The organism is Pelagicoccus albus (assembly GCF_014230145.1).
Classification (GTDB): Bacteria; Verrucomicrobiota; Verrucomicrobiia; order Opitutales; family Opitutaceae; genus Pelagicoccus; species Pelagicoccus albus.
Genome location: NZ_JACHVC010000001.1, coordinates 128,980 through 152,304 on the forward strand (window position 1 = coordinate 128,980; position 23,325 = coordinate 152,304).

At 52.5% G+C, this 23,325-nt stretch carries 18 protein-coding genes and 2 tRNA genes; 13 read left to right on the plus strand and 7 right to left on the minus strand.

The window, feature by feature from the left end; genetic code table 11:
• The first annotated feature begins 47 nt into the window (after positions 1-47).
• The 3 genes from yihA (at position 48) to H5P27_RS00570 (ending at position 2,621) form a co-directional block, all read left to right on the plus strand.
• Positions 48-698 carry a ribosome biogenesis GTP-binding protein YihA/YsxC gene (gene yihA, locus H5P27_RS00560; protein WP_185658434.1) on the plus strand — a complete coding sequence of 217 codons (651 nt, stop codon included), beginning with the start codon at positions 48-50 and terminating at the stop codon, positions 696-698.
• A gap of 12 nt (positions 699-710) precedes the next feature.
• Positions 711-1,343 (plus strand): 3'-5' exonuclease, encoded by a 633-nt coding sequence (locus H5P27_RS00565; RefSeq protein WP_185658435.1) that lies wholly within the window; start codon positions 711-713, stop codon positions 1,341-1,343.
• A 132-nt stretch (positions 1,344-1,475) separates the two neighbouring features.
• A complete protein-coding gene (locus tag H5P27_RS00570) occupies positions 1,476-2,621 on the plus strand; it encodes a glycoside hydrolase family 5 protein (RefSeq protein WP_185658436.1) in 1,146 nt (381 codons plus the stop codon).
• Between the two features lie 64 nt (positions 2,622-2,685).
• Here H5P27_RS00570 and corA read toward each other — a convergent pair whose 3' ends face one another.
• Positions 2,686-3,849: a magnesium/cobalt transporter CorA gene (gene corA, locus H5P27_RS00575; RefSeq protein WP_185658437.1), complete on the minus strand. Its 1,164-nt coding sequence runs from the start codon at positions 3,847-3,849 to the stop codon at positions 2,686-2,688.
• A gap of 165 nt (positions 3,850-4,014) precedes the next feature.
• Here corA and dut point away from each other — a divergent pair, with 165 nt between their 5' ends.
• Both dut and H5P27_RS00585 read left to right on the plus strand, forming a co-directional pair.
• Positions 4,015-4,467 (plus strand): dUTP diphosphatase, encoded by a 453-nt coding sequence (gene dut, locus H5P27_RS00580; RefSeq protein ID WP_185658438.1) that lies wholly within the window; start codon positions 4,015-4,017, stop codon positions 4,465-4,467.
• Positions 4,468-4,825: 358 nt separating this feature from the next.
• Entirely contained in the window at positions 4,826-6,760 is a 1,935-nt protein-coding gene (locus tag H5P27_RS00585) for a methyl-accepting chemotaxis protein (RefSeq protein WP_185658439.1), read from the plus strand.
• A 7-nt stretch (positions 6,761-6,767) separates the two neighbouring features.
• Here H5P27_RS00585 and H5P27_RS00590 read toward each other — a convergent pair whose 3' ends face one another.
• On the minus strand, positions 6,768-9,953 hold the full coding sequence (locus H5P27_RS00590; RefSeq protein ID WP_185658440.1) for a response regulator: 3,186 nt from the start codon (positions 9,951-9,953) through the stop codon (positions 6,768-6,770).
• A gap of 168 nt (positions 9,954-10,121) precedes the next feature.
• Between H5P27_RS00590 and H5P27_RS00595 the strand changes: the two genes are divergently transcribed.
• Positions 10,122-12,818, plus strand: coding sequence for an ATP-binding protein (locus H5P27_RS00595; protein ID WP_185658441.1), 2,697 nt, complete (start codon positions 10,122-10,124; stop codon positions 12,816-12,818).
• Between the two features lie 116 nt (positions 12,819-12,934).
• On the opposite strand, the gene H5P27_RS00600 is transcribed toward H5P27_RS00595, so the two are convergent.
• Entirely contained in the window at positions 12,935-13,882 is a 948-nt protein-coding gene (locus H5P27_RS00600) for an AraC family transcriptional regulator (protein ID WP_221774556.1), read from the minus strand.
• Between the two features lie 75 nt (positions 13,883-13,957).
• Here H5P27_RS00600 and H5P27_RS00605 point away from each other — a divergent pair, with 75 nt between their 5' ends.
• The 6 genes from H5P27_RS00605 (at position 13,958) to H5P27_RS00630 (ending at position 20,306) form a co-directional block, all read left to right on the plus strand.
• The gene (locus tag H5P27_RS00605) at positions 13,958-14,824 is read left to right on the plus strand and encodes an SDR family oxidoreductase (protein ID WP_185658443.1); all 867 of its coding nucleotides are present in this window, start codon (positions 13,958-13,960) and stop codon (positions 14,822-14,824) included.
• The gene (locus H5P27_RS00610; protein ID WP_185658444.1) at positions 14,821-15,309 is read left to right on the plus strand and encodes an anthrone oxygenase family protein; all 489 of its coding nucleotides are present in this window, start codon (positions 14,821-14,823) and stop codon (positions 15,307-15,309) included. Before H5P27_RS00605 ends, H5P27_RS00610 begins: the two co-directional genes overlap by 4 nt.
• A gap of 18 nt (positions 15,310-15,327) precedes the next feature.
• A complete protein-coding gene (locus H5P27_RS00615; RefSeq protein WP_185658445.1) occupies positions 15,328-15,729 on the plus strand; it encodes an ester cyclase in 402 nt (133 codons plus the stop codon).
• Positions 15,730-15,988: 259 nt separating this feature from the next.
• Positions 15,989-16,702, plus strand: coding sequence for a hypothetical protein (locus H5P27_RS00620; RefSeq protein ID WP_185658446.1), 714 nt, complete (start codon positions 15,989-15,991; stop codon positions 16,700-16,702).
• Positions 16,703-16,734: 32 nt separating this feature from the next.
• A complete protein-coding gene (locus tag H5P27_RS00625; RefSeq protein WP_185658447.1) occupies positions 16,735-17,868 on the plus strand; it encodes an ABC transporter substrate-binding protein in 1,134 nt (377 codons plus the stop codon).
• A gap of 2 nt (positions 17,869-17,870) precedes the next feature.
• Positions 17,871-20,306 (plus strand): response regulator, encoded by a 2,436-nt coding sequence (locus H5P27_RS00630; RefSeq protein WP_185658448.1) that lies wholly within the window; start codon positions 17,871-17,873, stop codon positions 20,304-20,306.
• Between the two features lie 104 nt (positions 20,307-20,410).
• Here H5P27_RS00630 and H5P27_RS00635 read toward each other — a convergent pair.
• Positions 20,411-20,486: transfer RNA gene (locus H5P27_RS00635), tRNA-Phe, on the minus strand.
• A 144-nt stretch (positions 20,487-20,630) separates the two neighbouring features.
• On the minus strand, positions 20,631-22,061 hold the full coding sequence (locus tag H5P27_RS00640) for an amidohydrolase family protein (protein WP_185658449.1): 1,431 nt from the start codon (positions 22,059-22,061) through the stop codon (positions 20,631-20,633).
• A 101-nt stretch (positions 22,062-22,162) separates the two neighbouring features.
• Here H5P27_RS00640 and H5P27_RS00645 point away from each other — a divergent pair.
• Positions 22,163-22,238: transfer RNA gene (locus tag H5P27_RS00645), tRNA-Thr, on the plus strand.
• A gap of 192 nt (positions 22,239-22,430) precedes the next feature.
• Here H5P27_RS00645 and H5P27_RS00650 read toward each other — a convergent pair.
• Positions 22,431-22,817 carry an NUDIX hydrolase gene (locus H5P27_RS00650; protein WP_185658450.1) on the minus strand — a complete coding sequence of 129 codons (387 nt, stop codon included), beginning with the start codon at positions 22,815-22,817 and terminating at the stop codon, positions 22,431-22,433.
• Positions 22,818-22,856: 39 nt separating this feature from the next.
• Positions 22,857-23,324: a CYTH domain-containing protein gene (locus H5P27_RS00655; RefSeq protein ID WP_185658451.1), complete on the minus strand. Its 468-nt coding sequence runs from the start codon at positions 23,322-23,324 to the stop codon at positions 22,857-22,859.
• Position 23,325: the final 1 nt, after the last annotated feature.

A 23,325-nucleotide genomic window follows, 5' to 3' on the forward strand; every position in this document is an offset into this window, starting at 1 on the left:
ACGGTTCGTCTTTGACCTGCGGCGATTCACGGGCTTTTGTCCGTGCCATGAAGATCGAATCAGCGGAGTTTTTGACCAGCGCCACGGACTTGGCTGCCTGCCCACGCTCGAACCTGCCCGAAGTGGCGTTTATCGGACGCTCAAACGTGGGCAAATCCTCCCTGGTCAATATGCTGACCAAGCAAAAAGGTTTGGCCAAGGTCTCCAAAAAGCCGGGAGCCACGAAGATGATTAACTTCTTCACCATGAACAACTGGTGGAACTTGGTGGACTTGCCCGGGTACGGCTACGCTCAAGTTTCCAAGGGGAAGCAATCGGACTTTAACGAGGCGGTGAGCGAATACCTGATGGGCCGTCCGCAACTCAAGCTGATCTGCGCTTTGGTTGATGCTCGGGCCGAGCCGCTGGAGCTGGATCTTGGTTTCCTCAACTGGCTGGAGGATTGTCCGGTGCCGCACGTGATCGTTTTGACCAAAACCGATGAGGTGAAGGAAGACGTCTGGAAGCGGAATTTGGCGATTTATCAGGAAACGCTGGAAGCCCTAGGGCTGCGTGTTCCGGAGTTTATCCCTTGCTCTTCCGTTGAGCGGGCAGGGCGCGGAGTCCTGCTGCAGTACATCCAAAGCATTTTGCCCAAGCGTCAGAAGCGAGGCAGCGGCACGGGCGTGCAGCTGAACTGGCTGAAGAAGCGGGGATAATTTCACAACGACATGGGCAAGTCCGATTCAGTGGTCGTTTTGGACTTCGAGACGACGGGAGTGTCCCCGAACATGGGGGACCGAGCGATCGAGATCGGAGCGGTCATGCTGGAGGACGGCGTAGTGGTGGACCGGTTTCAGGAGCTGATGAATCCCGGCTTCTACATCAGCCCTTTCATCGAGGAGTACACGGGGATCACCAATGAAATGCTGGCGGACGCTCCGCCTTGCGATGAGGTTATGCGGCGTTTTCACGATTTTATCGGGGAGCGGGATCTGGTCGCTCACAATGCTTCGTTCGACCAACGTTTTCTGGACGCGGAGCTGATGAGGATTTCCCGTCCGCGACGCGGCAGTTTCGCCTGTTCGATGCTGCTTGCCCGCCGTCTTTTGCAAGACGCTCCCAACCACAAGCTCGGCACTTTGGCTCGCTATTTGAATGTAACGGAAGAGGGGGATTTCCACCGAGCTCTTTTCGATTCGGAGGTAACCGCTAAGATCTGGATGAAGATGCTGGAAGACATCGGGGATCGGCATGGACTGTGGTCGCCGGAGTTCGATTTGATCTGTCGTTTGTGCAAGACTCCGAAGCGTGGGATCGAAGCGTTTTTGATCAAACAAGCTTTAGCGATCAATCGACTCTAGGCCTCAGATTAGTTGGTCCGAAATCCGAACTGCAGAGGGATTTTAGTGAACTCTTGCTTATTAGCAGTCGTTTCGAGGCTCGAAAGCCGAGGGTCGATGCCCCTTTCTGGTCGTACCCAAACTGTTTAAGTTATGACCCTAAAAAGACTTTTAACCGTAGCCGTATCGGCTTTTCTCTTACTGCATTCGCAGCTCGCCTTCTCGGCTGGTTCTGAACCCAATCCATCCGGCTTCGCGATCAAGCGCGGGGTCAATCTCAGCCATTGGCTTTCGCAAGATTTTGGTTGGGTGCCGAGGGAAGAGTGGATCACTCGGAACGATATCCGCTACATCGCCAGCATCGGTTTCGACCATGTTCGCTTGCCTATTGATGAGAAGGAAATGTGGCATGAAGACGGTTCTCCGAATGAAGAGGCGTTTGCTTTGCTAACCGACGCGTTGGGCTGGTGCAGCGAGGAGGGCTTGCGGGTAATCGTAGATCTGCACACTGTGCGGGCCCATCACTTCAATGCAGTGAATGAGGGCCTGAAGAATTCGCTCTGGACCGATCCGGCCGCTCAGGAGCAATTTTTCGATCTGTGGAGCCAGCTTTCGGAACGACTTTCCTCGTATCCAGTAAGTGAGGTCGCCTACGAGATTATGAACGAGCCGGTGGCGGACGACCATGAGGATTGGAACCGTTTGGTTGCGAAATCTCTCGAACGTATCCGGGCTCAAGAGCCCGATCGCGTCGTGGTGATTGGATCCAATCTCTGGCAAATCCCGGAAACACTGGGAGCTCTCAAGGTTCCAGCGGGCGATAAGAATATCATTCTCAGTACGCACGTGTATTCACCTTTTGTATTCACCCACTACACTGCGGAATGGACTCCGCTTAAGGACTACCGGGGAGAGGTGAACTATCCGGGCAAGGTTCTGGCTGACGAAGAGTACGAGCGGCTAATGAAACTAAATGGCGGTAGCCTTTCGGATCTGGTGAAGGACTCGAATCTGGAATGGGGCAAGGAGCAGATGAAGGCCAAATTTCAGGCTGCGGTCGATCGAGCGGAGGAACTTGGTCTGCAACTCTACTGCGGGGAGTTTGGTTGTTTGCCGACAGTGCCTCGCGAGGGGCGTTTGCAGTATTACGAAGATATCACTGCTGCAATGGAAGAGCTCGGGATGGCTTGGGCCAATTGGGAATATAAGGGCGACTTCGGAATCTTCGAGTGGCACAGCGAGAGCATGAATATCGGAGCTCCGGACCTTGAGATGATCCACCGCTTGGTGGGCGATTAATCGACCGATTTTTCGTAGTTGTCGGCTGGATTCAATTCGCTCCAGCCGATTTGAGAGTTATCGGCTATTTTCCGATCCAGCCCTTTTTCTTAAAGTACCAGAGTAGGATGACTGTCGTCGCTATGCAAAGGCCCCAAAACACTGGATACGAGTACTGCCAGCCAAGTTCAGGGATGTGTTCGAAATTCATCCCGTAGATACCGGCAAAAAAGGTGATCGGCATGAAAAGGCTAGCCATAATGGTGAGGGCTTTCATGACCTCGTTCATGCGATTGGATACAACGGATATGTAGAAGTCTTGCAGGCTGTTACACATTTCCCGCGAACTCTCGATTAGTTCGATGATCTGCAAGGAGTGGTCGTGTACATCTCGCAAATAGACCCGGACCTTTTCGTCAACAGGAGACGCTTCGTCGAAACACAGCTTGCTGGAGAGTTCGCGTACTGGCCAGAAGGCTCGTCGCAGACTGTAGAGCTCACGCTTGATCAGGTAGATATGTTGCTGGATGCTCGGATTTGGATCCACCATGGCTTGTTCCTCTAGCTGGTTCAGGACTTCGCCGTAATTTTCCAAGATCGGGTAGACGTTGTCGACGATAGCGTCGATCATCGCATACGCCAAGTACCAGATACTGTTGGAGCGAGCTCGCGAGTCCGGTTTTTGAATACGTTTTCTAATCGGATCCCAGACATCGCCCACGCGTTCCTGAAACGTGATAATTGTGTCTCCTGCGACTATTATGCTGACCTGCTCATTGACCAAGCTTTCCTCTTCCAGTCTGGCCATGTTCAAGACGATCAGACTGTGATCGGGATACTGTTCGAGCTTGGGGCGTTGGGGTACGTGTAAGACGTCCTCCGCTACGAGTGTGTGAAAGCCGAATGCCTTCCGCAGTTCGTTAATCACATAGGGATGCAGGCCGTCCACATTGATCCAGCGGTAGTTGGCCCATTCTGGTTTCGGAGAAGCCAGCAAATCCGAAACTGTGGCGAATGTAGTGGAGTTGTAGTCGCTTGTTCCGAGGTCGATGGCAGTAAGGCCAATGGTATTGTCTTCAGGAGGCGTATCGACGCCCTTTGCGTATTCGATGCCCGGAGACGAAGCCAATTTTCGCGTTACTTTAGGTTTGATGTTACGCGTGAGGGTGAGCGGGAAAGCGACGAGCCTTCCGATCGATGACATAGCTCCGCTAAGATGATTTTGGATGTTTAGCTTTTTCTCTTTCATGGCGTCCTCTACGGGGTTGTTCGGTCTGGATAATAAGCCCTATAGCGATGGTATCGAGTCTTATCTGTATCCCTGTTCTGGGTATATTGCGACCTATTTGGTCGCATTCCAATGCTGGTTATAATGGGGGTTGCAGATGTCCCTGTTTTGTCCCCTAGTGCGAGCATGTCAGAAACCTCCGTCAATCTTCTCATCAAGCCACTCAACGAAGCGGCCCGTGCTCAGTATGCGGACCATGGACATTTTCACGCCGGTGACGCTGGTCTGGACCTCTACACTCTAGAAGAAATTCGCGTGGAACCTGGCGAAACGCGCATGATCGAGTTCGGAATCGCCTGTGAGCCCAAGGATGGTAAAGCTTACTTTCTCATTCCGAGATCTTCTATTTCCAAGACTCCGCTGCGTATGGCCAACTCCATTGGCTTGATCGACGGAGGATATCGTGGGCAGATCATGGCCGCGGTCGATAATATCAAAAAGGAGGCCTTTGTGGTTGAGGCGGGCACCCGACTCTTCCAGCTCATTTTTCCCGATTGTTCGCCGATCGCCTACCAGCTCGTGGACGAGTTGAGTGAAACGACCCGCGGCAGCGGAGGCTTTGGCAGCACTGGCAAGTAGAGATTACTCTGAGCCTTCCGAGGCTACGGAGGGGAGCCGTTGGACTCCTCGAGGCATGTCCGGAATTGACGAGTGTTTTCAGGTTTTTTGTTTTCTGTGATCGAACTAAATTTTGATCAGGGTGCTCTAGAGTAGAGAAGCTGGGTTTCGTTTTTTGAGAATGTAGGAGCGGTCGAATTGGCCCCCCATGTGTGAGTCCAAATTGCAAGGGGTGAAACTTGCTATGGCATGCCTCAGTTACAGAGCGGTTTAATGGATATACCCTAAAGGTTACGTTTTTTGGTTCAGGGTTACCTCTTGATGGACGATAGTTAGTAACCCTGTTTTTGGGTTTTATCGCTATTAGGGGACCTATCCTATGCATCTGAAAACAATTAATTCACGAATAACCGTCTGGTCCGGCGTTTGTCTGGTTGCCTTGGCTACCTTTCTGATCGGCTTCGCAGTCCTCGCGTTGAGGAACCAAAACGCTGCCGTGCAGGCCAAACTGGGTGAGTCTGGCGAAGCGTACATGCTTGCGGCAACCAAACTGGAGACGGTGGCTATCAAGGAGGTCTTCTCAAAAGCGCTGGAACAAGCCACGATCGTTGCTCGGCTTTTGGAAGCGGGGAAAGACGAGGATTCTGGTTTGGTATTCGATCGTGATCAGGCGAATTCGCTGGTTCGGTCGGTTTTGCTTGAGAATCCACAGTTTGTGGGGATGAGCACTTGTTGGGAGCCAAATGCCTTTGATAACCGAGATGCCTCTTTTGCCGATGCAGAGGGCCATGATGAAACCGGTCGATTTGTACCGTACTGGTATCACACCGGAGACGGAGGAGCCGCTATGGAACCCCTGGTCGGCTATGAGACCCTGGGAGATGGAGATTGGTATCTGATACCCCGCGAGACGGGTAAACCCATTTTGACTGAGCCCTACATCTACCCAGTGGGAGGCGAAGACGTATTCATGACCACCGTTGCGGTTCCGGTGAAGGTTGGCGGGCGGTTTGCCGGTGTGGTGACGGTCGATTTCGCCTTGGATTTTATCCAGACATTGGTCGATGACGTATCTGGACACTATGACGGGAACGCGGAAATCTCGTTGATCAGCAAGCAAGGAGTGCTGGTCGGAGTGACCGGGCATCCCGAAAGGGCAGGCAAGCCTGTTGACGATTTCGCTGCCGAATCATCTTTGTCTGATCAGGAAACTGTTGTTGCTTCGGCTTTCATGGATCTGGCGGGTATAGATTCATCTTGGAGGGTGCTGCTCTCTGTCCCGAAAGAGGCGTTTTACGCGGAGACCAGAATCATTGCTGCGGAGTCTCGACGAGGGCTCGCCATGATGATCGGTGTTGGGATCGTAGGTATTCTTGGAGGGCTTGCGGTGCTTTGGTTCATTGCAAATCGTATTTCCGTTCCGTTGCATCGTGTTATCGAGCGCCTGCAGGCTCGTTCCGATCAGATTGCCCACGCCTCTGCTCAGATCGCTTCCGCAGGAAAGAGTCTCGCGGACGGAGCTTCAAGCCAAGCTGCCTCAATCGAGGAAACGGCCGCATCGCTAGAAGAGATTAATTCAATGACTCGTCGAAATGCGAACAGCGCTCAGCGGGCCGATACGCTCATGAAAAACTCTCAGGCGAAAGTGGAGCAGGCTGAACAGTCGATGGGCGAACTCAATGACGCGATGAACGCGATACTCGGCTCCAGCGAAGAGACGTCCAAGATTGTCAAAACGATTGACGAGATTGCCTTTCAAACGAATTTGCTGGCCCTTAACGCGGCGGTCGAAGCGGCTCGGGCTGGCGAGGCGGGCAGTGGTTTCGCAGTGGTGGCGGACGAGGTGCGCGCCTTGGCTACGCGAGCGGCAGCCTCCGCGAGAAGCACGTCGGAACTGATTGAAAAGACTTTGAGCAACGTGACCTTGGGTAGCAATCTCGTGCAGGGAGCCAAGAGTTCCATTTACGAGCTCGTGGACAGCTCTACGCAAGCTACCGCCATGGTTTCGGAGATCGCCTCGGCTTCTTCTGAGCAAGCGACGGGCATTGCCCAAGTCGGTGAGGCAATCTCCCAAATTGAGAGCGTGACCCAGCAAAACACGGCTAGCGCTGAAGAATCTGCCTCCGCGGCCTCGGAACTAGATATCCAGTCCGAAGGGGTTCAAGAAGTGGTACGCGAGTTGGTTGTCCTAGTCCGTTCCAAGGGCTCGGCTCAATCGGGAAAAAGCTCAGAGTTTGAAGCGCCCTCCCGAGCGGGCTACGTTGCGTCTTCTTCCGAGCCAGGAAAGCTACCGAGTGGAATCGGCTTCAACTGACACGAATTCAGTTTTGGCTCGTTATCGCGCGTTGGGTCTCTTCGTAGGTTTTTGAAATTTCGATAAGCAGGCGATTGGCAGAGTCGAGCTTGCTGTCTTTGCATGCGGTCTCGCACTGGTGGGCGAGGTCTCCCAGTCGCGCGAAGCCGGCGTTTTTGGCTGCTCCCTTGATGGAATGGGCGAAAAACCTGCTTTGCTCGGAGTCGGATTCTCCAATGGCGACCTTTAATTTTTGCAAGTCGGCTGAGATGTCACCCAAGGCAGTTTGGCAAACCAGTTTCATGAGCTCCTGATCTTGATCGAAGCGCTTGAGAGTCTCCTCTTTTTCGAAAAGGGCCTCAGTCGAGGTCTGTCTTTCTTTTTCGATTTCGGAAGGTGGAGGGATGTGTTGGCCGGCGCCCGGCTTGGGCATTCGAAGTACGGCCTCTGGTGATGGTGGAGGCAGATATTTATCCAATAATTGGGCGACGCTAAGCGCGCTGATTGGTTTCGGGGTAAAGTCGTCCATGCCGGCGGCGAGGCAAGTCTGCTTATCCTCCTCGCGGGCGTGAGCGGTCATGGCGATGATAGGTACTCTTTTTTCGCGGCCTGTATTCGTCTCTAAATTACGAATTTCTCTCGTCGCTTCCAAACCATCCATAATCGGCATCTGTACGTCCATGAAAATTAGATCGTATTCAATTTCCATTACCTGCCTGAGAGCTTCTTGCCCGCTTGATACCGTTTCTATGGTAAACCCATGCTTCTCCATGATGCCTTTGGCCACCAGTTGGTTTACGCTGTTGTCTTCGGCCAGCAATATCCTGGCCTTCGTCTTTGCGAAGCGTTCCCGATAGTCGTCCAGCTCGGAGGCTTCTATTTGTATCGGACTTTCGTATACGCTTACGAGGGTATCGAAAAGATCAGAGGGTCGCATGGGCTTCGAACAATAGTAATCAAAGCCTTTGGCTCTAACCGGCTCTAAGTCCTCGATCGTGCCCATTCCCGTTAGCAAGATGAGATTGATTCGTTTTGTGACGGGATCCTTTTTTAAGATGCGGGCCAGGGTGGAACCATTCATGCCCGGCATGCTATAGTCTACGAACATGCACTTCACTGGATCGCCAGCATCTACTAGCTCGTACACCTTTTGAAGGGCGGTGGAAGCGTCCTGGCAGAGTATTGGCTCCATTTTCCACATGGAGAGATACTCTTTCATCAGCCTGAGGATTTGTTCGTCGTCGTCGATGACCAGGACCTTTTTGCCTTTGAGCAGTTGGGAGTATTTCTGCTCTCGTATTTTGGGATCTGGACGTTTGAAGGGAAGGGTGAACCAAAAGGTGGAGCCTTCGTCGATCGCCCCGAAGGCGCCTATCTCGCCGCCCATCAATTCCGCCAACTGCTTGGAAATGGAGAGTCCGAGTCCAGAGCCTCCAAAACGGCGGGACACGGATGCGTTTGCTTGGCTAAACTTGTCAAATAATTCGTCGGTCCGGCTGGTTTCTATTCCTACCCCTGTATCCGAAATCGTAAACTTCAGTTTCGTCTCTTGCGGAGTCGATTCCATACGGGTTACGTTAATGGTGACACGTCCCTTGTCCGTAAACTTGATGGCGTTGCCTGCGAGGTTCATTAGAATCTGCCTCATACGCGAATAGTCCCCAATCAGGCTATTCGGGACCGACGGTTGTACTTGGCAGTCGAAACTCAAGTTTTTGGATTTCGCTTTGTACGCCATGATAGCGACGAAGTCGGAGAGGTTGTCGCGAAGGTTAAATTCGACTTCCTCCAGCTCCAGCAGGCCCGCCTCCACCTTAGAGAAATCAAGGATGTCGTTTATTATTTTAAGCAAAGATTCGGCGCTTCCCTTGATGATGGTGCCATATTCACGCTGAGATTGGTCGAGGCCGTTCGTTTCCAAAAGCAAGTTCGTCATGCCAATGATGCCATTCATTGGGGTGCGAATTTCGTGACTCATGTTAGCGAGGAAGTCGCTTTTGGCTGAACTCGCTTGCTGCAGTTCGATCTGTTGCTCTTTCAGGGCGCTAATGTCCTCCGCCACACAGAGATACTTAGCCTCCTGCTCTGGTCCTGTCTCCAATGGGGAGAGGGAGATCATCACGGGTAGGAGGTTGCCGGTTTGGGTTCGCAGCAAACACTCTCGTTTCTGGCTAGGGCGCTCACGGGCTTGGAGGATGACCGTTTGCAGCAAGTCTTCTTCGTCGGTAGCTACTTCTCCCGGTTTCTCCTGAAAACAGTTGGAGTTGAGAAATTCCATTAAGGCCATGCTGCTAGTTTGCTGCGAGGTGTAGCCAAGCAGGCGTTCCGCGCCCTGATTGAATAACTCGATTTTGCCAGCCTCGTCGAAAGCGATAATGATGGTATTGATGGCTGATCCCAGAGTCTGATCTAGAAAGTTCAGCTCCTTTTGCATTTGGGCGAAGGTATCGCGCTCGCCGGTAATGTCCTGAAAGGTTCCAATCAAGCGAATGCATTTGCCGTTTTCGAAAACGGGCTTGCCTTTGGCTCGCACCCAAATTTTGCGTCCTCGAGCGGTCTTTATTCGAAGGTCTTCCGAATATGATTTGTTTTCTTGAATGGCTCTTTCGACGACCTTCGTTATGCGATCCCTATCCTCGCCCGGCTCATAGTATTCGATCCCTTCCTCGAGGGTCGGCAAGTATCCGCTGGGAACTTCGTGAATGGCGCAAGTGACGTCGGACCAGAAAATCCTGTTACCGATCAGGTCGACCTCCCAGCTGCCCACGCCAGTCTCCTCTAGTAAGTTACGGATGCGAGCCGCTCTGTTTTGAGCCCGTTTGGTTTCTTTGATATCGCGCTGAATGCAGACAAAGCGGGGTCCGCCTTCTCTTGATTCGTTCAAGGGTACAAAATTGGCCTCGGTCCAATGTGCGCTTCCGTCTTTGGTGAGGTTTTTCAGTTCGCGAATAAAGTGTTTACCGGCTTTCAGGTCCTCGAATATTTTGGCCCAATCGCCAGGAGATTCCCCTTGTCCGAAAATCTTGTCGCAACGAGAGCCTATCATTTCCTCGGCCAAAAAGCCGCTTACCCCTGCGGCTGCCTCGTTCACCTCCGTGATTTTGCCGTCCATGGTGGCTACAAAAATCAACTTGTTCTCTGTTACGTGTTGCAGGAGGGCATCTTGTACGCTTCGAGGCTCGCTGAAGTGGTTTCCTAGGATATTGGTAGGCATGTTGGATCTAAGGCGCTCACAGAGCAATCGTTAGGGTAGATAGCCGGCTTCGGCAGAGGTTTCAATAGGATCATCGATTTTTTCGCTCATAGGTTGACGGTTTATCCTTACTGGAATAGGTAAATGCACTAGTTTTTAGGTAGTATCTACCAATTCTTGATCCTAAAGATGTCTATCCCATCGGAATCTTCTCCGTCTGATCCGCCCGGTTTATTCCAGGCGCTCGATCGCCATGCCATCGTGGCGATCACCGATCATCGTGGCGTAATAACGTACGCCAACGAAAACTTCTGTCGCGTTAGCCAATACAGCAAGGACGAACTTCTCGGCCGAACTCACAAAATACTAAACTCTGGATTTCACCCCAAATCCTTTTGGGCGAATTTTTGGAGCGTCATAAGACGCGGTGAAATCTGGGAAGGCGAGATTTGTAACCGGGCTAAGGATGGGTCGCTCTTTTGGCTTCTCACAACGATCAGTCCCGTCTTAAACGATGCCGGCGATATTGTATCTTATATTTCGATACGTACGGATCATACCCGCAGCAAAAACAGGAAATTGCGTTTCGATCTAGCGGAATCGGTGGGGAAAGTGGGCACTTGGGAGATGGCCTTTTCGAATCGCCGCGTGGATTGGGATGACAAGATGTATGAGATGCATGGAGTGAAGCAGGAGGTAGGTGACCTGTTTGGCGCCTGGCTTGAGCTTGTCTATCCGGACGATCGGGAGTCGTTTCGTAGCAATCTGCTGGGTATCGAAAAGGGTACCCGAAAAATCGCCCTAGACTATCGTTTGAAGTCGGAAGATGGGTTTCTGCGGCGCTTCGGACTGGTTGGAAACGTTGTCTACGACACGGATGGAACGAGACTTTCCCTAGTGGGAGTCGTCGTAGACAAGACTATTGAGTACTTGCAACGATCCGAGCTCGCAGCAGCCACTGAAGACGCGAAACGCTCCAACTTAGCGAAGAGTCGTTTCCTCGCCAATATGGGACACGAGCTTCTCACGCCACTTAATGGCATTATCGGAATGGCTTCGCTTCTGCAGGTGACGAGTGAGGTTACGGAGGAACAGGGGCAAATGATCGGATCGATCGAAAGTTCGGGCAAGTCTCTACTGAAGATGGTGGAATCCATTCTAGACTTCACTCAGATCGAGTCAGGAGACATCAAATTGGCTAATCTCGATTTTGAATTAGCCAAGACCTTGCAAGAGGTCTCCGATATTTATTCCGTAAAGGCCAAGAGTAAAGGGCTTGGCTATACATGGAAATTGGCTCCCAGCTTGCCGCGGTTTTTTCGAGGAGACACGGCTCGATTGAAACAGATATTGATGGAAGTCCTGGACAACGCCGTCAAATTCACTGAGAGCGGCGAAATCTCCCTTTACGTCCAGAAAATAGGGAGCATAGGCGGTGAGACGGTGGTCAACTTCACGGTCCGCGATACGGGTATCGGAGTTCCCGAAGCTCAGTTGCAAAAAGTATTCGATGGTTTTGCCCAAGTGGATGACAAGACCTCGAGGTCCTATGGTGGCACTGGCCTGGGATTGGCTAGAGTGAAGCGAATTTTAGACCTCATGGACGGAACGATCCGACTGGATTCTGTGGAGGGAGAGGGGACGACGGTGAGTTTCAGCATTGTGTTCGACGCGGTGAAATCCTCTCGGGTACTTAATGCTCCGAAGGAGCTATCTGATAGGAGTTGTTTGCTTGTATCCAAAAACATGGCCTTGAGGGAACAGTTGGAGTCGGTCCTTTCTGTTTGGTCGGTCAATACGGGAGCGTGCTCCAAGGCTGCTCTGGCTCTAGAACTCATAAAGTCTCGAATCGATAAAGGCATGTCGCTCGACTATGTGATTTTCGATTCCAACAACGAAGGTATGCCAGCGTCTGAGTTTGCCGCCCGCCTTGAGGATATCATGGGAGCCGCAGGCGTGAAGCTGATATTCATAGACAGCGACCTTTTTGGGATCGAGACCGGTTTGGACATTGAAGTACTGTTTTCTCCGCTCCGGCAGTCTTCCATATTCGACGCTCTTGTATCCGGTGTCGGCTCTGCGAGCTACATCGATATGGAAGACATGGCATACGACGAAAATTGTTTCGAAAACCGGTCCAAACGGGTATTGGTGGTAGAAGATAATAGCTCGAACCAAATTGTTATCGAAGCGGTGCTCGAGAAGCTCGGTATCTCACCGGTGTGTGTGAGAAACGGTATCGAAGCGATAACTGCCTTAAACCTGCAAGCATTCGACCTCATTTTCATGGATATTCAGATGCCAGAGCTAAATGGCGTCGAGGCCACCAAAGTCATTCGAAGCGGTGATCCGTCCAAATGGGACCCTCATGTCAGCATTGTCGCTTTAACAGCGAATACGCGATTTAAGGACCGGGCTGCCTGCTTCGAGGCGGGAATGGACGACTTCATTTCAAAACCGGTGGAAGTCTCTGAAGTCTATCGGGTTTTGGAAAGGCTTCTACCGCCGCTCGAGCAGGAGGAAGTAGAAGAGGGTGGATCGAATTCACAAGAAGATGGTAAGCTCTTTGACGGAGACTACCTTTTGCAGAGCCTTGACGGAGATTTGGAGTTTGTGAGGGGGCTCTTGAAGGATTCGATCGTTAGCATCGAGGGAGAGTCGGTTCGCTTCGGGAGCCTTTTGAAGTTGGGGCAATTTGAGGAGGCGAACAAGTGTCTACACAAACTCAAGGGCGCGGCGGGCAATCTCAGATGCGTTTCACTTTTCGAGGAATGTGTTCAAATACAGAATCTCTTGGAGAGGGATCAGGTTGGCAGAGCCGTGTTGAGGTTGGACCTCTTTCAACAGCTAGTCGATCAGACTATGCAGGAACTCAAGGCCGTTTAGGAGAAGGCCAGAGTTAGATTCGCTGCTGTAATTTTTGATGGATACAGTGTTCTTTTAGCCGATGGGGCGGAACTAAACTTAACCTCTGTTGGACGTTCCTTCGAAGCGCAAAGCACCTAGGCTTTACTTCGCTCTCTGTGCTCTTTGGGGCTGATTCCTCGCACGCGTTTGAAAGCGGAGCTAAGGGAAAAGGCGCTGCTGTATCCGACGCGCTCTGCGATTGTCTCCAAGGTTTGCTCCGGCTCGGAGAGAAGGTCGGCTGCCAGCGCTAAGCGCCACTGGGTGAGGAAATTCATGGGAGACTGGCCCACCACCTCTTGAAAGCGACGAGCCAAGGCGGCCCGCGAAACGCCTACTTTTGTCGCCAAGGAATTCAAGGTCCAGGCTTGGGCGGGATCTTGGTGGATCATCTTCAAGACTCGTCCTACCAGGCGATCGCCTTTGGCCTCGTACCATGGCATTTCGCGGGAGTCCTGCCGGTCGAACCATTTCCGCACGATGGCGATAAGGATCATATCGAGGAGTCGATCCAACACTGCCGCTTGTCCCGGGGCGTCTCGAGCGATCTCGGCATTGAGCAAGGGAATAAGCGGGGAGTCCCAGTCTTCGTTTTTCACCCAGAGAATGGGTGGAAGGGCTTCCCTCAGCCGGTCGCTAACGTCCGACATCGATTCGTAGCTCGCCACTAGCATCAGGTGGCTAGCGTTGCTGTCGTGCCCCCAAGTTCGAGTGCCAATCATCATTTCCTCGAACAAGGAACGACCGTCCGGCGCTCGACAGTCCTGTCCAGGGTTGACGAAGATAGTGGGCGCGGTGTCGGGATGGTCTGCGACCGTGTAGTGGCCCGGAGCTCGGGTAATGGCGACGTCGCCCGGGGCGAGTGAACAGGATTTGCCGTTGTCGTGCCGGATGTGGGCTTCTCCGCGGATCATAGCGATGACGGTTAGAGGCGACTCCGCCTCGATTCGCAGGCTCCAGGGAGCATTGAGCAAGCCTCTTAAGGTGAAGGCTCCTCGTGCCCTAGGCCCTTCGAGAAGACTGCTGAATTCGTCGAATTTGTTCACTTTAGACGATCGCTTATGTTCTTGAGTTTTCCGGCTATGTTCGGACTTCCCGCTCTTTGCTAAGCTTTGGGGCAGATGAACACAGCAACACAAATTACATCCGATGCCAAAGCGCATACTATCCTCGTCATCGGCGCGAGTGGAAAAACGGGCCGCCGCGTGACTGAACGGCTTCGTAATGCGAACATCGCCGTCAAAGCGGCTTCCCGATCAAGCGAGACCCGCTTTGACTGGGACGATCAAGCGACTTGGGAACCTGCCATAAGCGGAGCGACAGGGGCCTACATAACGGTCTATCCGGACCTTTCCTTCCCGGGAGTCGCCGATCGGGTGCAGGCTTTCGCCGAACTCGCGGTCGCAAACGGCTGCAAGCGTTTGGTCTTGTTGTCCGGGCGAGGGGAGGAGGGCGCTCTCGATTCGGAGAACCGACTCAGGGCCTCGGGCGCTGATTGGACCATCGTTCGCTGCTCCGTTTTCAGCCAGAACTTTAGCGAGTCGTTCCAGGACGCGATCCGCCATGGGTTTCTTTCTATGCCAGTTGGCGATATTCTAGAGCCTTTTATAGATGCCGATGACATCGCCGAGGTCGCTAGCGCCGCTTTTCTTGATGATCGGCATGTGGGGCAAGTCTACGAGCTTTCGGGGCCGCGCCTGCTTTCTATGCAAGATGTTGTGCACGACTTAAGCGACGCTCTTGGTCGGGAAGTCCAGTTCCAATCAGTATCCGTAGAAGCATACGCGGAAGAACTGGAGCAGCACGGCTTCCCGAAGGAAGAGTCGCTGCCAGTCGCCCAATTGATCGCCGACGTCTTGGATGGAAGAAACGCGTACCTAGCGGATGGAGTCCAACGCGCCCTCGGTCGCGAAGCGAAGGACTTTGCCGATTTCGCCAGGGACGCGGCCGCGGAAGGCATTTGGGATTTGGAGGAGGTTCAAGCATGAACATTCTATTGCTAAACCTGCTCCTTGCCGGGCTCGTGGGAACCGCTCTGGTGGGAGGTCTGCTTTATGCCTTTTCCGTTTGTATCATGAAAGCCCTTGCAGGCTTGACGGACGCTGAGGGGATCAAAGCCATGCAGACGATCAACCGAGTGATATTGAACCCGACATTCTTCCTCTCGTTTATCGGGACGGCCGTTCTCTCACTCGTAAACGGAGCCTTCGTTCTGATGGGATGGGCCGGAGACTTTCCCGATATCTTCATCTTCGCCTCGGCCTTCTATTTGTTCGGTGTTTTCTTGGTGACTGCCAGGGGAAACGTGCCGCTAAACCATAAGCTCGACGCTCTGCAAGCGGAGCGTGGAAGCGAATTTTGGAAGATCTACCTGAAGGACTGGACTCGCCTAAATCATCTTCGAACCGTCGCCGCGACTATCTCCGTTTTTCTCTATGGTGTCGGTTTTGTCCAATACACTTTTCAACCCTAAGCACAACAACTCTAAGTCATGAACAACACAGAGATTATCCAAATATTCATCGAAGAAGTCTTCAACCGAGGTAACTTGAACGCTATCCAGGAAATTGCCCACCCGAACTACCGTTACAGTTCCCCAAGTGACAAGATGGATGGTCAGGAAGAGCTAGCGGCATTCGTCGTCGCTTTCAGGTCCGCCTTTCCCGACTTGAAGATGGCGGTTCTCAACCAGCTATCGGAGGGAGACGCGGTATTCACTCGGATCCAGATTACTGGCACCCATCGAGGCGAGTTTCTCGGAATGCCTGCCACTGGAAAACGTGTCGATATCGAAGGCTGCGTCCTGAGTACCCTACGGAACGGGCAAATCATCGAAGAGTGGGAATTGACCGACCAGCTAACTTTGCTGCAGCAGCTCGGCGCGGTCGCTTAGGCTCAGGTTGAGCCGAGGGGGGCTCTCGCGGAGCTATCCGAATAATCAGTTTTTGAAGGGAACGTCTCCGTCTCGGGAGGCGTTCTTTTTTTGTTTCTCGGCGATTTCCTCCGAGCGGTTTCCTTGTTCATGCCGATTGGATGCTGACTGGCGAAGAGCTGCTGGTCCGAGTGTTGTCAAAACCCAGTCAAATTTCTGGGAGATTTGCGCGGAGGTTTTTTTGAGGGATAGTGAAGGCCGCCTAGTTCTCTCGCTTCTTATGTTACGCGCAATACTGCCTGTCCTTTGTGGAGCAGCTATGCTGCACGCTCACACCGTCGATGCCCGCCCCGGTTTTTTCGACATTAACCTATATCCAGTTTTTACTGACGTGAAGGCTGATTCGGTAGCGACTGTAAATGTATTTTCTTCGCTTTCCGACAGATGGCACTACGCGAGCCTAACCAATATTATCCGTGAAGAAGAAACGGATAGTTTCTCTACGGGGTACAAGTATTACACCGAGCAGAATTTCCGCTGGAAGGTTTCCGAAGACTCGGCTTTCGACCTTACCACTCAACTGAATTTTCGAAGCGGTAGCCAAAATGACAGGTATCGTTTCGGTGTGAGATGCAGGCTAGATGATACCGCTCCGTTTCAGGCGCTTTTCGATAAGTGGAAACTAAGTTACTCGATCAACCTACATGCCTTGCAAATAGACGAGGAGCCGGGAGATGTCTGGCAGGTCGAGCATGTGTTCCGTAAGTCTTTCTCGGGGAGGCTGGAGCGTTTATATCTAGCTGGTTTTATTGATCACACCTTTGATCAAGAGCTCCCCGCCTTACAGGAGCCTTCCTACATCGTAGCGGAGGCTCAGCTTGGCTGGAAACTTCAGGAAAGCCTGTATTTAGTGACAGAATACAGAGTGAATGAATACCGGATCGGACGGGAATGGAATTTGTCGGGAGGAATTCAATACTTAGTCCGTTGGTAGAGTCTAGGGTCCGCCTATAAATGTTGTTCAGCATGAGAAGATCTTACGTTTGTTTGGTAGTTGCGAGCTTGCTGGTTCTCCTTTCGGGATGTTCCCCAAAGGAGCCGGAACGCATACACATCGGCTTTATTGGCCCCTTGACTGGTAATGCCGAGGACATGGGATCTGGGGCTGCTAGAGCGATTACCTTGGCTGTAAGCGAATACAATAGCCGCCGCGCCCCGCACGAGCCAGAGGTGCAGCTTCATGTTAAGAATGACTTTTGGGACGGCAACAATGCCAAACCCTTGTATGACGAGCTGCGACAAGAGCATGACATAAAGGTACTGCTGATGAGCCACACAGATGGGACCATTGCTTTGCAAGAGGATATTGCTCGAGACGGTGTTGTACTGATCAATTCCTTGAACAATGACGATTTGCTGGCAGGCCTGAACGAGTACACCTTTACGGTGGGCAAGAAGACTGAGGAGGCTGCCCAATTAGTCGCTGGCAGGGTGATAGAGCTAGGGAAACGCACGATTCGGGGCTTTCACGTGGACAATAACTTTATGACCATTTTCGGAGAGAGCTTTACGGAGGAGGTAAGCCATTTTGGCGTCGATTCGCGGCTGGTGTCGGTAGGGATAGAGAAAGAGGACTACAGGGAGGACCTGATGGCGTTCAAAGAGGAGGGGTGCGATGCCCTCGTGTTTTTTGGGTATAAGAATCTTGGGTACGCGATGAAGCAGGCTAGAGAACTCGGATTCGAATGCGGATTCTTTGGGTCGACGACTATGCTTGGAAAAGGCTTTTTCGAAAATTCGGAGGGAGCCCAAGTCGGGACTGAGTTCTCTTATTTTACCGAAGCCGATGGTAACTACGTAATCGCGAGGCGGTTTCTCGATCGCTATCAAAAGAAATTTGACGATTTGCCCTCTGCGGTATGGCCCGCAATGCAAGCTTACGACGCGGTTAATATAGCGCTGTCACTAATCAAGAAATGGGCGGCTTCCACGCAATCTATTCCGCTTGCAGATTACTTGAGAACGGAGTTGCTAGAGCTCGAATTTTATCAGGGGGTTTGCGGGAACCTTGCCATGAAGAAAGATGGTACTTCGCGAGGAATCTACTTTTCGCTCTACGAAATCAAAGGATTGGAAGAGGTCGCGAAAGTGAGGCGCTAGGTATGACGATCAAAGCTAAGTTAGCGGGTGTATTCACACTCATGGTGGGCGTGATCCTATCGGTCGTTTTTCTCAATCGGCAAGTAGCGCGAGATGCTCAGGGTGAGTTGGAGCAATACTTAAACGAAATCCAGCCGAATATAGAGCTGGTCAAGCAGGCTCGTGAATCGACCAATGAAATGGATCTGATACTCCGGGATAATATCTCGGAGCGTCATGTTGTGAGCTACGAGGAGCTGCCGCGCCTCAAGCAGCTCGCCGAGGTCGAAATTCCCTACCTGCTTTCAGCTCTTAAAGTTAGCCTAGAATCGTCTGTCCTGCACTCTCAAGAGAAGTATCACCTCGCCAATATCGTTTCGGAGGGAAATCTTTTCTACTCGTCAGCTCTAGAAGCGATGAATCTTTTGGAAGGCTTTCGTATCGGAACGATCGATACTGAAGGTTTGGAGGTGAGTGCGGATGATCTAGAGCCGCGGATGATTGATGCTCATCGCTCGCTCGAGCATGGCTTTGCAGAGGCTCTACTACTTTTGGAGAGTCGTGGTCTCTCGGCCCAAAAGCGAGTTCACGAATCTTTGGATCGCGTAAGGAAATTAGTCTCTTATGCGGGCTTTTTTGGGGGCGGGGTAACCCTGCTACTTATCTTGCAGCTTTTGAAAGACGTAAGTTCGCAAACGACGAAGCTGATCGAAGGAATCGAAAGGGTTAGATCGGGAAATTTGGACGCGAAGGTTAAGGTCGAAGGCAAGAATGAGCTCTCGAAGTTGGCTGTGTTTTTCAATGAAATGACTAAAGCCTTGAGGGAGTCTAAAGCCTCCTTGCAGGAAGCGGTGGAGGAAGCGAGGGAGGCGAGCAACGCCAAGTCGGAATTTCTGGCCAACATGAGTCATGAGATCAGGACACCGATGAATGGGGTGATTGGAATGAGTAATCTCCTCTTGGATACAGAGCTAAATGAAGAACAGTTCAGCCAAGCCAGCAACATTAAGCGTAGCAGCGAAGCCTTATTGCTTGTCGTAAATGACATACTGGATTTTTCGAAAGTCGAAGCGGGCAAGCTTAGTTTGGAGAGTTACGAGTTCGACCTTTTGAATTTAATAGACGATGTGGTGGGCTTGCTGGGACCTGGAGCGGTGAGCCAAGGCTTGGGAATCGTGTCCGGCTGGAGTGGTCGGGTCCCTACCAAATTAAATGGGGACGGTGGTCGACTTCGGCAGATCCTCATGAACCTAGTGGGCAACGCCATTAAGTTTACGGAAAAGGGAGAAGTCGCCGTCATGGTAGAGACAAAGGAGCTTTGTGAGGGTGAAGTGTTGCTTCGGTTTACCATTCGAGATACCGGAATTGGCATCCCTCGAGAAAAAGCAGATAAGCTCTTCGACAAGTTCTCCCAGCTAGACGCCTCGCATTCTCGCAAGTATGGCGGAACGGGGTTAGGCCTCGCGATATCTCGCCAGCTTGTCTTGTTGATGGCGGGCGAGATGGGGGTTGTGAGCCCCGTTACAGAGGACTATGTCGAGCAAGGCGAAGGCGGCCCGGGATCGGAGTTTTGGTTCACCGCTCGCTTTGAAATTTCCGAATCACAAACTCCACTTCTGTATGATTTTGCTCCGGTAGAGGGAAAGTCGCTGCTGCTTGTCGACAATAACCCGAATAGCCGTCGGAGCATAGCGAGCACTTTGACAAGTTGGGGGCTTCAGGTGACGTCCGTGGAAAGTGGATTTAAAGCCCTAGAGCAACTAAGCGTTAGGCAATTTGAAATAGCTCTTATCAACAAGGATATGCCCTTGATGGATGGGCTTCGACTTTCGGCCGCTATCCGAGAGATGGATACGGTCAGTGGCTTGAAGGTTCTAATCATGAGTTCAGCGGATGACCGGATAACGGCCGAGGACCTTGACTCCTTCGGAATCTCCGGCGAGTTGACTAAGCCGGTTTTATATCGAGACCTCCGGGCGACCTTCGAGTCGATTTTCGCTAATGGGTCTGAGAGAGCGGGGAAACCTTTGGGAGATCAGGGATCTTTCCGAGGAAACCCGTTGGATGGACTCAGGGTGCTTGTGGCTGAGGATAATCATACCAATCAGCTGGTCGTCAAAGGGATGCTGGCCAAATTGGGAGCCAACGCTGAAATTGTGGTCAATGGAGTCGAGGCCATCGAAGCCCTTCGTGCTCGGCGATACGACCTAGTTCTAATGGACATGCAAATGCCTATCATGGATGGCATTGAGGCGACTCGAAAAATCCGGCGAGGAGAGTCAGGCCCCGATTCGGTTGACATCCCTGTTGTCGCTCTCACTGCCAATGCGATGGAAGCAGACAAGGAACGATGCTTAGAGGTAGGCATGTGGGGAGTTGTGACCAAGCCGATAGAGCCTTCCCGCTTGGTGGAGTCCTTGAAAGGCGCCTTGGAAGCAAGAAACGCTCGTAGCGGCTAGATCGCGAATTGTACCGATTCCTTGTTGGGCTAAGACATTAGACTTACAAAAAAACGCCACCTTTTCAGGTGGCGTTTTTTCGGGAGTGATCCGCAGATCTCAAGTGGTGGCGGGACCCGGAATCGAACCGGGGACACAAGGATTTTCAGTCCTCTGCTCTACCAACTGAGCTATCCCGCCGCTGCTTGAAAGATCACGGACAATAGAAGCGGCGCCCCGCCCGTCAATGGGAATTTTGATTAAATGCGGTTTTTCTTCCTAACTTGTTTTTCTCGAGAAATTTATGGATTTTCATCTCCCTTAGCAGAGCCCGTTTTGAGGCGATCAGTTGAGAGGGCTTGGCTTGCCGGACACGTCCCACACGCGTCCGTTCGCGACGGTGAAGAGGGACTTGCCTAGGAGGCCTTCTTCTCCTTTGAGGGCACTGAAGTAGTGAGGGTCCTCGAGCTGGGAGGTGAGGGCGCTCTCGTCTACTGTGTAGCTCGCTTTTGGGTCGAATATGGCGAGGTTGGCCATCGCTCCCTCTGTCATGGTTCCGACTGGGAAAGGAAACTGGTAGAACTTGGCCATGTGCTTGGCCGGATTGATGGAGGCGAGAAGATCGATGTCGTGATGAGTGTAGCCGTAGTGTTGCAGCAGCTCCCCGTAGAACTGGAGACTATGCTCGATGTTTCGCGTCCCTGGCGCCCCGGGGAATCCGTTCTTGAAGCTTTTGGAAGCCAAAGGATGGGGAGCGTGGTCGGTGCCGAAAAAGATGCTTTGATCGCCCGAGCGAACAGTGTCGCGAGTGATTTCGATCAGGCTGAGCTGATCGGCCCGGCTTGGGTGGGCGGGACGACGATAGTTTAGGAGGGCGGTTTCTCGCTTTTGGGTGAGGAGGCGCTCCCGGCACCAATAGACGTAGTCGAGTCCGACCTCCGCCGGCAGGGCGTAGGGCATTTCGTCACGAGCGTCTAGGATCTGCTGAAGGGCGGGGCCGGTGGGTATGTGGCGTGCGAGTAGGCTGCTGAGTCCCGCTTCTTTCGCCAGCTCCATGGTTTCCTTTTGGCAGGCGAGGACTGTATCTCCGTTGAAGTACTCATGGTGCAGGAGAATGTCGTCTGGCTGCACGCGGTCCTTGAATTGGGCGATCGTTTCGTCGCTACGAGCTTGGTCGTTGTGGTAGGAAACGGCCTGGCCACGCCAGAGTTCGAACATGTCCCGCCTTGTTTGCCCGGTTAGTCCGGAGCCACCAAAAGTAGAGCCAAAGTCTTTTCCCTCGTGCCCGGCTATGGCAGCCGCTCCTGGCTCCATGCGAGGCCACATGACGATGGGGATGGGGGCTCCTTGCGTATAGTGGTCTTGAATACGTTCGTGTCGGTATGCACCGACGGGGCCCCACGGAGTGTTGCCCATGGCTCCGACCACGCTTACGCCGCCTTTGAGAGCCGAGAGGCAGCCGGAGCGAACGGAATAGAGCGAATTGGCTTTCTCGATGTTGGCGACGAGTTCATCGTAGTCGACGCCTTCAGGCCCATGTTCTTCCACCTCTTCGCGAGTCGGTATGGCGGTTTCGCGAAAGTGAACGTGCGGGTCGAATCGGCCAAGGGCGACATGAGCCGAATCGGGCAATTCGATATCGGCTGTCATAGATCCGCGTAGGTCGATAGAAAGCGGCTCGCCCGGGGTGCAAGTCAAGACGCCTGAGGCGAGCGTTCTGTCATCGAGGTGGATGTTGCTGGAGGAAATTCGAATAGTTTTTTTCGCTTCGGACACGTGGCAAAGGCAAATCGCAATGCCAGCGATTGTCCAGCATAGGAGGCTAGAATTCCGACTTGCCAAGGGGGAGGGCTCGCCTTCATTTTCAGGACTTGGACGCCGCTCTAGCTCAGTTGGTAGAGCAACTCATTCGTAATGAGTAGGTCGTCGGTTCGACTCCGATGAGCGGCTCCACTTCGTTGCCCCGCCCATCTCCGTCGAACCGCGGGTTCGATGTCTCCTCGCGCTGCTCGTCGAGTGTCGTCGCTTTGCTCCTCGGTACCGATGAGCGGCTCCACTTCGTTGCCCCGCCCACCTCCGTCGAACCGCGGGTCCGATGTTCCTGCCGAAACTTAGCTCCAGCGTCTGATTAGTCCTTCACTGCTACTACAGGTATTTTTTGGCCATCGCTTTGAGGACTTTGCGAAGGTCTTTCTCCAATAGTTCCTCTGCTTCCTCTATGCTGACTATTGTTCGTTTCCGCTCTTTACTCTCTGGATAGCTGTCGTGGATTTTGTCCACCTTCATGTAGTAGATGATCAAATTTTTGGTAGTGCCGTAGCTGACCTTAAACTCGTTTGGGGAGGATTTTATGGTACCGCTCAGGCCGGCTTCTTCCCAGGCCTCGTCTTTGGCTACCTTCTGTTTGCTGCGATCTTTTTCAGGCTGGCCTTTGGGGAAGATCCATCGATCTCCCGTGCGGGAGGTAACGAGAACAATCTTAGGTTTGTCTTTGCTGGTGACTGCGAAAACGCCGATTTGGTAATCTGCCATAAGGGGCCTGCGTGTGATTTGAAAAAGTTGGGCGGCAAGTTACTGGGGCAATCCGTATTCTGCAAGTGATCGATTTTTAAATCTTTTGTCCTCGGTGACTTCTTGCCCGAAATAGGGAGGTGCTCGAAAACTCTTACTTTCTTCAACAGAGGCGAATTCCACTTCCGCGACGAGCAGGGGATGCAGGGCTCCGCTAAATCGATCGAGCTCTATGGTGTAGGCTCCATACGGCACTTGATAGCGTCGCTTCTCGATTCGCTTACCCTCGGTCAATGGCCAGAGCCTAGAGAATTGCTCTTCGCTCAATTTGATCTCCTCTTCGACTCGCTCCAAGCCTGATCCTTGCTTGCAGGTTAGGGTGAATGTCCCTGCCTTATCCCTCAGCCTGACTTCGCTTTCGCCGCTGGCGAGGTAGCCCTGCCGGAGTTCGTAACAAACGGCATTTTCTATCTCGGCAGGCAGCCTATGCAGGATGTACTTGCGCTCGATCTCTTTGTTATGGCTCATG